Origin of the sequence: Streptomyces kronopolitis (assembly GCF_014646275.1) — a bacterium.
Classification (GTDB): Bacteria; Actinomycetota; Actinomycetes; order Streptomycetales; family Streptomycetaceae; genus Streptomyces; species Streptomyces kronopolitis.
Genome location: NZ_BMND01000003.1, coordinates 284,563 through 298,323 on the forward strand (window position 1 = coordinate 284,563; position 13,761 = coordinate 298,323).

A 13,761-nucleotide genomic window follows, 5' to 3' on the forward strand; every position below is an offset into this window, starting at 1 on the left:
ACCACACACCCTCACACCGAACGGGCACCGGCCGGATCGGCACCTTTCCCGGAATTCTTCTGACTTTCCGCCGCCCCGGCCACCGCAGCGCCCCGCGGCCGGGGCGACCCCGCGGAACACCCGCGCAGCCCGGGCGTCGCGACGCCGACCAGGGCGACCGCGCCGACGCACAGCAGGCCGCCGCTGACCAGGGCGGTCAGCCCGGACGTCGCGTCGGCCAGCAGGCCTTGGCGCAGATTGCCGAGGTCCGGTCCGGCCTGCCCGACGATCTGCTCCGCGGCGCCGACCCGGCCGAGCAGTTCGTCCGGGGTGTGCCGCTGGACGAGGGCGCCGCGGCACACCACGGACACCGTGTCGGCCGCGCCGGCCAGCACCAGCCACCCCAGCCCCGTCCACGGGTGGGACGAGAGGCCGAACAGGGCGAGCGCGATGCCCCAGGTCGCCGAGCCACCGAGCATCACCAGGCCGGGGCGGGCGCTGCGGGTGAAGGTCCCGGAGAGGACGGACGCGACGACGCCGCCGGCCGCGAGGGCGGTCAGGAACAGCCCGAGGGTGCCGGGGCCGCCGCCGAACCGCTCCGCGTTGATCAGGGGGAACAGGCTGATCGGCATCGACAGCACGGTGGTGGCCAGGTCGGTGAGGAGCGCCCCGCGAACGACGGGCGTGCGCACCAGGAAGGCCAGGCCGTCCCGCACCCCGCGCAGCCCCGGCCGGGCGGGCCCGTCCCCGGGGCGCAGCCGCGGCAGGCCGCGCGCGCCGTACAGCGCGGCGGCGAAGGTGAGCGCGTCGACCAGGTAACAGCCGCCGGGGCTCAGCCCGTTCAGGAGCAGCCCGCCCAGCGCCGGTCCGGTCAGCATGGCGCCCTGGAAGGCGATCCGGTCCAGCGCCAGCCCGGCCGCGCGCTGGTCCTCGGGAAGCAGGCGGGGGACGATGGCGCGGACCGCCGGACCGCTGCCGGCCCCGAAGCAGGACTGCACGGCGACCAGCAGCACCACGCCCGCGGCCGGCAGGCCGCCGAGGAAGCCCTGGACGGCCAGCAGCAGGGAAGCGCCGGTCTGGCCCCAGGTGGCGGCCAGATAGCAGGTCCGCCGGTCCAGCCGGTCGACGACGGACCCGGCGAAGAGCCCCAGGACGACGAGCGGCACGGCCCTGGCGAGGCCCACCGCGCCGGTCCAGGCGGTGCTGTGCGTCATCTGCCAGACCTGGTACATCACGGCGACGAGCGTCATCTGGCCGCCGAGCCCGGAGAGCGCCCGCCCGGCCCAGAGCCGCCGGTACGGTGCCGAGGAGCGCAGCGGGCGCACATCGAGGAGGGCCCGCCTCACTCCCATGCGGGGTCCGCGGCCAGCTTCTCGGTGATCCGGTCGTGGAAGCTCTTGCGGTCGAGGGCCCGCTCGATGTCGGTGACGACCTGGCTGAGCGGGTAGGGGATCTCCGCCTCGATCTCGGCGAGCGCGGCCTCGGTGGCCCGCCACTCCGCCGCCAGCCGGCCGGCCACGCTGCGGGCCTCGTCGGTGAGCGTCACCTTCTTGCTGCGCCCGTCGTCGCCCGGCACGGTCCGGACCCAGCCGGCCGCGCGCATCGCGGCCACCTTCTGACTGACCGCCGAATGCGTCCGCTCGACCGACGCGGCCAGCTCGGTGATGGTCATCGGCCCCTCGGTGTGCAGCCGCAGCAGCTCCATGACGTAGCTCGGCTTGAGCCCGTCGATCTCCTTCTCCGCGTAGACCCGGGCGATCTCCGCGTCCATCGAGGCCTGGAGCAGCCGCAGCGGCCGCCAGCGGCTGTGGTGCGTGGGGTCGGGTGCGGGGTCCTTCGTCGCCATGGCGGAAATGTAACAGCACTTATATAAGCGCTGTTGCATTTGGCCGTCGAGCGCGGTCGCGGGGACAGCCGCCGAAGCACAGGAGGAACGGCGCCCCGTCGCGGCGCCGTTGACGGCTCGATGCGGAGTTCCGTCGCATCTCCGCTGACCCGTGGGGACCGGATCGGAGGAGACGCGCGGGCTCGGCTGCGTAGCTGGGACGAATCCGCACGCACCGCCCCGCCACCTGTCCACGGAGGGGGCACTGCCCGGGCGATCACGCGCACGCCGCCCTGCGTGGTCGGCAGCCGCGTCGCGTCGCGGCCCTAGGCGTGGGCCGAACGGGTGCATCCTGAGCCGGTCTGCGGGGTGGGCCGCTGTGGTCGCGATCTTGCCTCGTCCGCCGCGTTATGGTCCCGCGTGGAAACGCTGCCCCGGGGAAGTTCCTGCTGCTCCCGCTGGTGTTCTTGGAGGCTCGCGGGTATGCCCCATTCGTATGGCGGGCCGGCGGACGGCCGGCGTGGCTTCCTGGCCGGGCTCCGGTCGGGAGCGGGTGCCCTGCTCGCGGCGGCCGCCGCGGTGCTGAGCACGCTGATCATCGCCGCGCCCGCCGCTGCGGCCGTGCCCAGTTGCAGCATCGGGGCCTACGTCACCGACCTCTACGCGGTGGATCCGGTCAGGCGCACCGTGACCGCGGACCTGTGGCTGTGGAGCGTATGCCCGCGCAAGGATCTTGCCGCTGTCCAGCGTCTCGAGTTCACCAACGCGACGACGGTGACGCTGACCGCCCCTTCCAGCGAGAAGGTGGGCAACGAGTACTGGACGCAGGTCAAAGTGGCCGGGACCTTCCGGCAGGCCTTGGACCTGACGGACTTCCCGTTCGACAAACAGATCGTCCGGATCCAGGTGGAGGAGAACAAGCTGGACGAGTCGCGGTTCGTCTACCGGGCGGATGTGAAGAACTCCACGTACAACCCCAGGATCCATCCCGACGACTTCAAGATCACGCGATTCCGGATCGGTGTCGTGGGCGCGCCCTACCGGACGAACTTCGGCGACCCCCGGCTCAAGCAAGGCGGCAGCAGCCGCTACTCCCAGCTGGTGATCGAGTTCCAGCTCACCCGAGAGGACCTCACGAATTTCGGCAAGCAGGTCCTGCCGGTATATGTGGCCTTCCTGGTCGCCCTGATCTCGTTTCTGATCTGGTCGACGGACACCGAGGTCGCCATGGTCGCACGGCTCGGGATTCTCGGTGCGGCGCTCTTCACGATCATGCTCAACCTGCGGGCGGTCGACGAGGCGATGGGCACCTTCCTGAACGTGACGCTGGTCGAAGAGATCCACTTCATGAGCCTGCTCTACGTACTGATCGGTGTCGCCAACACCACCTACATCATGAAGATGCTGACCGATCCCCTGACCCGACCGGCGGCGCGGCACCTCAACAACCGCGTTTTCGCCCTCGCGACGGGCTTGTACCTCATCGTCAACACCGTCGCCATCGCCCTCACCGTGTCGTTCTGAGTCCGTGCGCCGCTCGGCGCCGCGGCGGCCGCCGGCTCTGCGGCTGCCGGGCTCCTGACCCGGGCGATCACCCTGCGACCTCGGGTTCCGGATTCCGCCGGGCATGCGGGCGGAACCCTCCCCGCACTCACACCCCCCGTGCGCAGAGCCGCGCGACCAGGTGCGCCGAGACGGAAGCCCGGATGACCGGGTCGTCGAGAAGGTGACTCGATCGCGCGCGCAGGGACAGGTGTGAACGCCAGGGCATGACCCCGCAGCGGCAATGTATTAGAGTTATCTCGACATCGAGATATCTGCCGAGAGGCGTACCGCTGCCGCGCCAGTAGGAGCATGTCCAACTTAGGCTTACCTTAGTGGATGGGGCAAGGAGCTGTGACGGCAGCATTGCGGTGGTACGCGCGAATTCATGCATGAAGGAGACTGTCGTGTCGGCGAACAGCTTCGACGCCCGCAGCACGCTGCAGGTGGGCGACGAGTCGTACGAGATCTTCAAGCTGGACAAGGTCGAGGGGTCCGCCCGTCTGCCGTACAGCCTGAAGGTGCTGCTGGAGAACCTGCTCCGCACCGAGGACGGCGCGAACATCACCGCCGATCACATCCGGGCGCTCGGTGGCTGGGACTCGCAGGCCCAGCCCAGCCAGGAGATCCAGTTCACGCCGGCCCGCGTGATCATGCAGGACTTCACCGGTGTGCCGTGTGTGGTGGACCTCGCGACCATGCGTGAGGCCGTCAAGGAGCTCGGCGGCGACCCGGCGAAGATCAACCCGCTGGCCCCGGCCGAGCTGGTCATCGACCACTCCGTCATCGCCGACAAGTTCGGCACGAGCGACGCCTTCGGCCAGAACGTCGAGCTGGAGTACGGCCGCAACAAGGAGCGCTACCAGTTCCTGCGCTGGGGCCAGACCGCCTTCGACGAGTTCAAGGTCGTCCCGCCCGGCACCGGCATCGTCCACCAGGTGAACATCGAGCACCTGGCCCGTACGGTCATGGTGCGCGGCGGCCAGGCCTACCCCGACACCCTCGTCGGCACCGACTCGCACACCACCATGGTCAACGGCCTCGGTGTGCTGGGCTGGGGCGTCGGCGGCATCGAGGCCGAGGCCGCGATGCTCGGCCAGCCCGTCTCGATGCTCATCCCGCGCGTGGTCGGCTTCAAGCTGACCGGTGAGCTCAAGCCCGGCACCACCGCCACCGACCTCGTGCTGACCATCACCGAGATGCTGCGCAAGCACGGTGTCGTCGGCAAGTTCGTCGAGTTCTACGGCGAGGGCGTCGCCGCCACCTCGCTGGCCAACCGCGCCACCATCGGCAACATGTCGCCGGAGTTCGGCTCCACCGCCGCGATCTTCCCGATCGACGACGAGACCCTGAAGTACCTGCGCCTGACCGGCCGCGACGAGCAGCAGGTCGCGCTCGTCGAGGCGTACGCCAAGGAGCAGGGCCTCTGGCTCGACCCGGCCGCCGAGCCCGACTTCTCCGAGAAGCTGGAGCTGGACCTGTCGACGGTCGTCCCGTCGATCGCCGGCCCCAAGCGCCCGCAGGACCGCATCGTCCTCGCCAACGCCGCGCAGCAGTTCGCCGTCGACGTGCGCAACTACGTCGCCGACGACGAGGAGGCGGGCAAGGAGTCCTTCCCCGCGTCCGACGCGCCGGCCTCCGCCAACGGCATCCCGACGAACCCGGTCACCGTGACCGCCCCGGACGGCTCGACCTACGAGATCGACCACGGTGCGGTGACGGTCGCGGCCATCACCTCCTGCACCAACACCTCGAACCCGTACGTCATGGTCGCCGCCGCGCTGGTCGCGAAGAAGGCCGTGGAGAAGGGCCTGACCCGCAAGCCGTGGGTCAAGACCACCCTCGCCCCGGGCTCGAAGGTCGTCACCGACTACTTCGACAAGGCGGGCCTGACGCCGTACCTCGACAAGGTCGGCTTCAACCTCGTCGGCTACGGCTGCACCACCTGCATCGGCAACTCCGGCCCGCTGCCGGAGGAGGTCTCCAAGGCCGTCAACGACCACGACCTGGCCGTCACCTCGGTGCTCTCCGGCAACCGCAACTTCGAGGGCCGGATCAACCCCGACGTCAAGATGAACTACCTGGCCTCCCCGCCGCTGGTCGTCGCCTACGCGCTGGCCGGCTCCATGAAGGTGGACATCACCAAGGACGCGCTCGGCACCGACCAGGACGGCAAGCCGGTCCACCTGGCCGACATCTGGCCGACCGAGGCCGAGGTCAATGACGTCGTGGCGAACGCCATCGGCGAGGACATGTTCAACAAGTCCTACCAGGACGTCTTCGCGGGTGACGCCCAGTGGCAGGCGCTCTCGATCCCGACCGGCAACACCTTCGAGTGGGACGCCGAGTCGACCTACGTCCGCAAGCCCCCGTACTTCGAGGGCATGACGATGGAGACCACCCCGGTCTCCGACATCTCCGGCGCCCGGGTGCTGGCCAAGCTGGGCGACTCGGTCACCACCGACCACATCTCCCCGGCCGGCGCGATCAAGGCCGACACCCCGGCCGGCCAGTACCTCACCGAGCACGGCGTCGAGCGTCGCGACTTCAACTCCTACGGCTCGCGCCGTGGCAACCACGAGGTCATGATCCGCGGCACCTTCGCCAACATCCGTCTGCGCAACCAGATCGCGCCGGGCACCGAGGGCGGCTTCACCCGCGACTTCACGCAGGCGGACGGCCCGGTCTCGTTCATCTACGACGCGTCGCAGAACTACCAGGCCGCCGGCACCCCGCTGGTCATCCTGGCCGGCAAGGAGTACGGCTCCGGCTCGTCCCGCGACTGGGCCGCCAAGGGCACCGCGCTGCTCGGCGTCAAGGCCGTCGTCGCCGAGTCCTACGAGCGCATCCACCGCTCGAACCTCATCGGCATGGGCGTCCTGCCGCTCCAGTTCCCGGAGGGCCAGACCGCCGAGTCCCTCGGTCTGACCGGCGAGGAGACCTTCTCGGTCTCCGGCGTGACCGCGCTGAACGACGGCACCACGCCGCGCACCGTCAAGGTGACCACGGACAGCGGCGTCGAGTTCGACGCGGTCGTCCGCATCGACACCCCCGGCGAGGCGGACTACTACCGCAACGGCGGCATCATGCAGTACGTGCTGCGCTCGCTGATCCGCAAGTGAGCCGGGCCGCCGGCTGACGGCCGGCGGTACGCGACGGGCCGCACTCCCTCGGTCGAGGGGGTGCGGCCCGTCCGCGTTCCGGGGTGCCGGGGATCACGGCGACCCGAGCAGCTCCACCTCCGCCAGGGTGCCCCCGTGGTCGGGCAGCAGCCGGTAGTGGCGGTAGCGGCCCGGCCGGGCGATGCCGAAGACGCGGGTCTGGCGGTCCCAGGTGAAGGACTCGCCCTCGCGGTGGTCCAGCCGCGTCCAGCGCTGCCCGTCGGTGGAGCCCTCCAGGTTCCAGCCGGACGGCGCCGCGGCGCGCTGTGCCGAGGTGAGGGTGTACGACCCGGCCTCGGCGGCGCGGTCGAGGTCCACCGGGGCGCCGGTCAGGTCGGCTGAGGTGTCGGAGGTGTTGTCGTAGAGCGGGCCGCCGCCGGGGTCGGTCAGGTCCCGGGGCGGGTCGGGGACCTTGTCGTCCCGGGTGATCGAGGTCGGCGCCGCGTGCGGGCCGCTGCCCCAGGCGGACGGCCGGGGGCCCATGGTGAAGTCCAGGGTGCCGCCGCGGGCCAGCAGCCGGTGCGGCAGGGCGGTGGAATTCCACGGGGTGCCGTTCACGGTGAGCTTTTGGACGTAGACGTTGCGGGCGGAGTTGCGCGGGGCGTTGATCGTGAGATCGCGGCCGTTCTCCAGATGGACGGTGGCCTTGGTGAACAGCGGGGAGCCCACGGCGTATTCACCCTGGCCCATCACCAGCGGATAGAAGCCCAGCGCGCTGAAGACGTACCACGCGGACATCTCGCCGTTGTCCTCGTCCCCCGGATATCCCTGGCCGGATTCGCTGCCGAGATAGAGCCGGGACATCGCCTCGCGGACCTTCTCCTGGGCCTTCCAGGGCTGGCCGGCCGCGTCGTAGACATAGGCGATGTGGTGCGAGGGCTGATTGCTGTGCCCGTACATGCCCATGCGGGTGTCGCGGGCCTCGGTCATCTCGTGGATGACATCGCCGTAGGAGCCGGCGAATTCGCGGGACGCGGTCTCCGGGGTGGAGAAATAGGCGTCCAGCTTGCGCGCCAGGCCGGTCCGGCCGCCGTAGAGGTTGGCCAGCCCCCGGGTGTCCTGCGGAGCGGTGAAGGCGAAGGTCCAGGCGTTGGTCTCGGTGTAGTCGTAGCCCCAGACGCGGGGGTCGAAGCGGTCCGGGGGCAGCCGCCAGCCGCCGCGGGCGTCCTTGCCCTGGAAGAAGCCGACCCTGGAGTCGAAGAGCTTGACGTAATTCCGGGCGCGGTCCAGGAAATACGCCGATTCCTCCTTGTAGCGGGGCTTCTTGGTCTTCTCGTACAGGGCTTGGCCCATGCGGGCGATACCGAAGTCGTTGAGATAGCCCTCCAGCGCCCAGGACATTCCCTCGCGGGTGTCGGTACTGGTGTAGCCGAGGAACGGGGCGGTGGCCATGCCCTTGCGGCCGACGCCGGGGCTCGGCGGGGCGACGGTGGCGTTCTTGACCGCCGCGGCATAGGCGGCCTCGGCGTCGAACCCGACCCCCTTGGCATAGGCGTCCGCGAAGGCCACATCGGAACTCGTCCCGGTCATCAGGTCCGCATAACCGGGCGAGGACCAGCGGGAGATCCAGCCGCCGTCCTTGTATTGCTGCACGAATCCGTCGACCATTTTCCCGGCCCGCTCCGGGGTGAGCAGGGAATAGGCGGGCCAGGTGGTCCGATAGGTGTCCCAGAAGCCGTTGTTGACGTAGACCTCACCGTCGACGACCTTCGAGCCGGTGCGCTCGGGGGAGTCCGGGCCGGTCTGCGGGGAGAACGGGCTGGCGTAGCGGCGCCGCGAACCCACCTGTTCGAAGCCGGAGTTGGGGTAGAGGTAGAGCCGGTAGAGGTTGGAGTAGAGGGTGGTGAGCTGGTCGCGGCTCGCGCCCTGGACCTCGATCCGGCCCAGCAGGTCGTCCCACTGCGCCTGCGCCCGGTCCCGGACGCCGTCGAAGGCGGTCCCGGCGGGGATCTCCCGGTCCAGGTTCGCCTTGGCCTGGTCCACGCCGATCAGGGACGTCGCGATCCGCATGGTCACGGTGCGGTCCGCGCCAGGCCGGAAGCGGAGATAACCGGTGACGTCCTTCCCGCCGCCGCCCCCGAGCGGGCCGCCGCCGGTCACCGGCGCGTCGAAGACGCCGTAGACGAAGAGCCGGGTGGCGCCGACCGACAGCCCGCTGCGGACGTCCGAGAAGCCGGTGACGGTGCCGTGCTCGGTGTCCAGGCTCAGGCCGCCCTTGTCGTTGACGTTGTCGAAGATCAGGCTCGCCCGGTCGCCGGGGAAGGTGAAGCGCATCAGCGCGGCGTGATCGGTCGGGGTGATCTCCGTCTTGAGGCCGTTGTCGAAGGTCACGCCGTAGTAGTGCGGCTTGGCGATCTCGTTGCCGTGGTGGAAGGGCAGCGCCCGGCCGGTGCGCGAGGCGTCCGGGGTGCCGGCCGCGACGGACGGCATCACCTGGAAGGTCTGCCGGTCGCCCATCCACGGGCTCGGCTCATGGCTGGCGCTGAAGGCCTGGAGGGTGGGCAGGTTGTCGGCGTTGTTCTTCCGCGCGTACTCGTAGAGCCAGTCGGCCGAGCCCGCGTTGGTCACCGGGGTCCAGAAGTTGAAGCCGTTGGGGACGGCCGTGGCGGGGAAGGTGTTGCCGCGCGAGAAGCTGCCGCTGGAGAGCGTGCCGCGGGTGGTGAGGGCGTAGTCGGAGAGATGGGCGAGCGGCTTGTCCGGGGGCGCGGGGGCCAGGCTGATGTCGTCGACCCAGCCGCGGAAGGCCGCGGCGGTCCGCGGGGCGCTCGGCGCGTCGTAGCCGACCAGGACGCGGGCGACGGTCTTGCCGGCGGCGACCGCGCCGATCCGCGCGGCCCGGTGGTTCCACTGGTTGGCGTAGAGCGTCTTGGAGGCGCCCTGCCCCTGCGGCGTCAGCGGCGCGCCGTGCTGGTCGGCGGCGGACAGCTCGCTGAGGTAGGTGCCGTCGGTGAAGGCCAGGTCGACGGCGGCGTGGGTGGCCGGGTAGTCCGGATCGCTCCGCGCCATCTCCGGGAAGATCTCGTAGGAGAGCGCGGTGTCCGCCGTGACGGGGACGCTGACCTCGAAGACCTTGTCGTACGCGTAGCCGTGGCCGGCGGCGGTGTGGGTGCCGGCGTAGCGCAGCGCATGGCGGCCGCTGTAGCCGGCGTGCGCCTTGGCGGTGGGGGAGTCGGCGGGGCCGGTGTCGGTGCGGGTGCTCATGCCGGGCGCGGCGGGGGTGGTCTCCGGGGTGACGCCGGCGGCCCTGGGTTGCCCGTCCGGGCCGGTCTCGACGGTGTCCGTCCAGTCCGGCTGAGGGTCGCCGGGCTCGAAGGAGGAGTGGAACTCCGCTGCCCCGTGCGGGCGTTGGGGTGGTGCGGCCTGGGCCGCGCCGGCCGGCAGGGGCCCGGTGGCGAGGAGCAGGGCGGCCGCCACGAGGACGGCGGGGCGGGCGAGCGCCCGCGGTGGACGGTGCCGGTGTCTGAGCCGCACGCAAGCCCTCTCAACCAGGGTGACATCGTTGTCAGTTGGGTGGCGCCAAGGTAAGGCAGAGATAAGTAACGTGCGTGGGGGCCGTGGTGTCAAGGGTGACGCCGAGATCGGTGGGCCGGTCGGGTCACCGGGGTGCCCGGTGGCGGCGACCGGAAAATCCTCCGTATGCCGGGGAGGTCTCAACTAGGGAAAGACTGCCGTCCGGCCCTGCGTTCGATCTTGCCCCTGCGAGGGGAAGTGGACTATACCTGTCGGCGTCCGGCCGGCCGTGCGACACGGCCGTGGATCCGGGGGGAAGGCGGGGAACGGATGACCTCTCCGCACGTCCCTGGCGAGCCCGGTGCACATCCCGTACAACTCAGCTTCATCTGACCCGCGGTGCCGGGGTGGCTCCGGTACACCGCCTGAGTCCTGAAGAAGGCGAGGACTTGAGCATGGGATCCACCTCTTCATTCAACCGTCGTGATCTGGTCAAACGAGCCGCTGCCCTCGGCATCATCGCCGTACCGGCCATGGGGACGCTGTCGGCGTGCGCCACCGGAGGCGGTGGCGGCAACGAGGACAAAGGCGCCAAGAACAAGGGCGCGACCTCGGCGAAGAACCCGCTGGGAGTGAAGAAGGGCGCGCCGCTCGAGGCGTTCATCTTCAAGGGCGGCCTCGGTGATCAGTACGCCAAGGACGCCGAGGCCGACTTCGGCAAGACCTATGGCGTCACCGTCAAGCACACCGGAACGCAGCAGATCGGACCGAAGCTGCAGCCGCGCTTCGCCGGCGGGAATCCCCCGGACCTCATCGACAACTCCGGTGCCGACCACCTGGACATGAACAAGCTGTCCGCACAGGGGCAGTTGCAGGATCTGACGGAATTGCTCGACGCGCCCTCGCTGGACGACCCGAAGAAGAAGGTCCGGGACACGCTCTATCCCAGCACCCTGGAAAAGGGCAAGCACAAGGATGCCTTCGACGTCTTCTACTACGCGTTCACGGTCTACGGCACCTGGTATTCACAGAAGCTGCTGAAGGACAAGGGCTGGGAGTACCCGGCCTCGTTCGACGACATGATCAAGCTCTGCGGCGAGATCAAGAAGGCGGGCGTGGCGCCCTGGACGTACCCGGGCAAGTACCCGTACTACGTCCACTTCAATTTGTTCGCGCAGATCGCCAAGATCGGCGGCCTCGACAAATGGATCGCCATCGACAATCTGGAGCCCAAGGCCTGGACGTCGAACGACGCGGTCAAGCAGGTCGTCGAGCACTATGCGGAGCTGGCCGCCAAGGGCTACTTCCTCCAGGGCAGCCAGGGCCTGACGCACATCCAGTCGCAGACCGCCTGGACCCGCGGCAAGGCCGTCTTCATCCCCAACGGCTCCTGGGTGGAGAACGAGGCCTCCCCGACCACGCCGAAGGACTTCGGGATGGCCGTCGGACCGCTGTTCAACGGCGGCAGCGGCGACAGGATGCCGCACGGCACCCTGCGCGCCGAGCCCAGTGAGCCGTTCATCGTGGCGAAGGACGGCAAGAACCCGGTCGGCGGAATGGAGCTGCTGCGCATCCTGCTCTCCAAGAAGCACGCGCAGAATTTCGCGACCAAGGTCCGGTCGCTCACCGCCGTCAAGGGCGCGACCGAGGGCATGCGGCTCTCGCCGGGGCTCTCCTCGGCGGCCGAGGCCGTCACGGCGGGCGGCCGGAACCTGCTGATGATCCAGCTGCAGGAGTGGTACCCGAAGCTGACCGACGAGAAGCTGGGCGGCCTCACCAGCCAGCTGCTGACCGGTGACATGAAGGCAGCGGAGTGGATCAAAAAGGCCCAGCAGTACGCGGACGAGTTCGCCAAGGACGACTCCGTCACCAAGTTCCACCGCGAGTCCTGACCGCATACGCCACCTGACGAGGGAGGGGCCGGGGAGCGCAATGCAACACGGCAAGTACCGATTCATCGTGGGGTTCCTGGCCCTGCCTCTGCTGATCTACGCGATCTTTGTGATCTCGCCGTTCGTCCAGGCATTCCAGATCTCGACCACGGAATGGAGCGGCCTGCGCGGCGCCGCCAAGAACATCGGGCTGGGCAACTACGACAAGCTGCTGCACAGCGACGAGTTCTGGAACGCGCTGCGGCACAACATCGTGATGCTGGTGCTGGTCCCCATCGCCACCCTCGCCCTGGGGCTGTTCTTCGCCTTCATGCTCAATGTCGGCGGCCGGGCCCGCCGCGGCGCCCTCATCACCGGCGTCCGCGGGGCCTCGTTCTACAAATTCGTCTACTTCTTCCCGCAGGTCATCTCGATCACCATCATCTCGGTGATCTGGTTCAACATCTACAACCCGGATCCGCACGACGGCATGCTCAACTCGCTTCTCGGCGCGGTGGGTCTGGACTCGTTGCAGAGTTCCTGGCTGGGCGCCCGCAGCATCGCCCTCGCCTGCATCATGGTGGTGATGGTCTGGGCGAATGTCGGCTTCTATGTCGTGCTCTTCTCCGCCGCCATGGCCTCCATTCCGCGGGAGATCTACGAGGCCTCGCTGCTGGACGGGGCCAACCGGCTCCACACCTTCTTCCGGATCACCCTGCCGCTGCTGTGGGACACCGTGCAGACCGGCTGGGTCTATATGGGCATCATCGCGATGGACGCCTTCGCCCTGGTGCAGATCATGTCGGTCAACATGGGCGGGCCGGACGGCGCCACCGATGTCGTGCCGCTGCGGCTCTACCAAACCGCCTTCCGTGACAGCCAGTTCGGCTACGCGGCGGCGATGGGCGTCGCCATGCTCGTCGTCACGCTGTTGTTCGCCGTCCTCACGATGCGCTTCGCGCGCCGTGAGCGGATCGAGTTCTAGGGGCAGGGCGCATGACGACGGAAACCAATGCGGTGGAGAAACTCCCGGCGGCGGCCGGACGGCGGTCCGAGGGCGGGAAAAGCGCCCGGACCACCCACGGCGGCACCGAGCGCGGCGTGCTGAACGTCTTCTCGCACGGCATGCTCATCGTGTGGGCGCTGATGGTGGGCATGCCGCTGCTGTGGGTGCTGTGGAGCTCCTTCAAGAGCAGCGGGGACATCCTCAGCACGCCCTGGTCGCTGCCGGACCGGCTGCACTTCGAGAACTGGAGCAACGCCTGGGAGAAGGCGAACATCGGCAAGATGTTCCTCAACACCCTGATCGTGGTGGGTGGTTCGGTCACCGGCACGATGGTGCTCGGCTCCATGGCGGGCTACGTGCTGGCGCGGTTCACCTTCCCGGGCAACCGCGTCCTCTACTACCTCTTCGTGGCCGGGATGTCCTTCCCGGTGTTCATGCTGGTCATCCCGCTGTTCTTCGTGATGAGGGACTTCCCGGGAATCCCGCTGCTGGCCACCTACCAGGGCCTGATCGCGGTCTACATCGCCTACTCGCTGCCGTTCACCGTCTTCTTCATGACGTCCTTCTTCCGCACCCTGCCGACCTCGGTGGCGGAGGCGGCGATGATCGACGGTGCCTCGCACGCCAGGACGTTCTTCCAGGTGATGCTGCCGATGGCCAAGCCCGGCCTGATCAGCATCGGCATCTTCAACTTCCTGGGGCAGTGGAATCAGTACCTGCTGCCGATGGTCCTCAACCAGGACGAGGACAAGTACGTGCTGACGCAGGGCCTGGCCAACATCGCGCTCCAGCAGGGCTATGAGGGGGACTGGGGCGGGCTGATGGCCGGCATGATGATCGCGATGCTGCCGGTGCTGCTGGTGTACTTCATCTTCCAGCGCCAGGTGCAGGCGGGGCTGACGGCGGGGGCGCTCAAGTAGGACCCCG

8 protein-coding genes are annotated in these 13,761 nt (G+C 69.2%); 5 read left to right on the forward strand and 3 right to left on the reverse strand.

All coding sequences use genetic code 11. From position 1 onward, the window contains the following. Nucleotides 1–11: 11 nt before the first annotated feature. Both IEY78_RS05540 and IEY78_RS05545 read right to left on the reverse strand, forming a co-directional pair. Nucleotides 12–1,331, reverse strand: a complete 1,320-nt coding sequence (locus tag IEY78_RS05540) for an MFS transporter (RefSeq protein ID WP_189096433.1) — start codon at nt 1,329–1,331, stop codon at nt 12–14. Next, nucleotides 1,322–1,825: a MarR family winged helix-turn-helix transcriptional regulator gene (locus IEY78_RS05545; protein ID WP_189096434.1), complete on the reverse strand. Its 504-nt coding sequence runs from the start codon at nt 1,823–1,825 to the stop codon at nt 1,322–1,324. Before IEY78_RS05545 ends, IEY78_RS05540 begins: the two co-directional genes overlap by 10 nt. Before the next feature lie 462 nt (nt 1,826–2,287). Between IEY78_RS05545 and IEY78_RS05550 the strand changes: the two genes are divergently transcribed. Beyond that, the gene (locus IEY78_RS05550) at nt 2,288–3,328 is read left to right on the forward strand and encodes a ligand-gated ion channel (protein WP_189096435.1); all 1,041 of its coding nucleotides are present in this window, start codon (nt 2,288–2,290) and stop codon (nt 3,326–3,328) included. A gap of 425 nt (nt 3,329–3,753) precedes the next feature. Next, nucleotides 3,754–6,468, forward strand: coding sequence for an aconitate hydratase AcnA (acnA, locus tag IEY78_RS05555; RefSeq protein ID WP_308426856.1), 2,715 nt, complete (start codon nt 3,754–3,756; stop codon nt 6,466–6,468). Nucleotides 6,469–6,561: 93 nt separating this feature from the next. Here the strand turns inward: acnA and IEY78_RS05560 are convergent, their stop codons facing one another. Continuing rightward, nucleotides 6,562–9,978: a GH92 family glycosyl hydrolase gene (locus IEY78_RS05560; RefSeq protein WP_189096437.1), complete on the reverse strand. Its 3,417-nt coding sequence runs from the start codon at nt 9,976–9,978 to the stop codon at nt 6,562–6,564. A gap of 434 nt (nt 9,979–10,412) precedes the next feature. Between IEY78_RS05560 and ngcE the strand changes: the two genes are divergently transcribed. From ngcE to IEY78_RS05575, 3 genes are read left to right on the forward strand one after another with little or no spacing between them, the layout of a single operon-like run. Further along, nucleotides 10,413–11,849, forward strand: coding sequence for an N-acetylglucosamine/diacetylchitobiose ABC transporter substrate-binding protein (gene ngcE / locus IEY78_RS05565; RefSeq protein ID WP_189096438.1), 1,437 nt, complete (start codon nt 10,413–10,415; stop codon nt 11,847–11,849). A gap of 40 nt (nt 11,850–11,889) precedes the next feature. Further along, nucleotides 11,890–12,813: a carbohydrate ABC transporter permease gene (locus IEY78_RS05570; protein WP_189096439.1), complete on the forward strand. Its 924-nt coding sequence runs from the start codon at nt 11,890–11,892 to the stop codon at nt 12,811–12,813. 11 nt (nt 12,814–12,824) lie between these two features. Then, nucleotides 12,825–13,754 (forward strand): carbohydrate ABC transporter permease, encoded by a 930-nt coding sequence (locus IEY78_RS05575; RefSeq protein WP_229699721.1) that lies wholly within the window; start codon nt 12,825–12,827, stop codon nt 13,752–13,754. Nucleotides 13,755–13,761 lie beyond the last annotated feature (7 nt).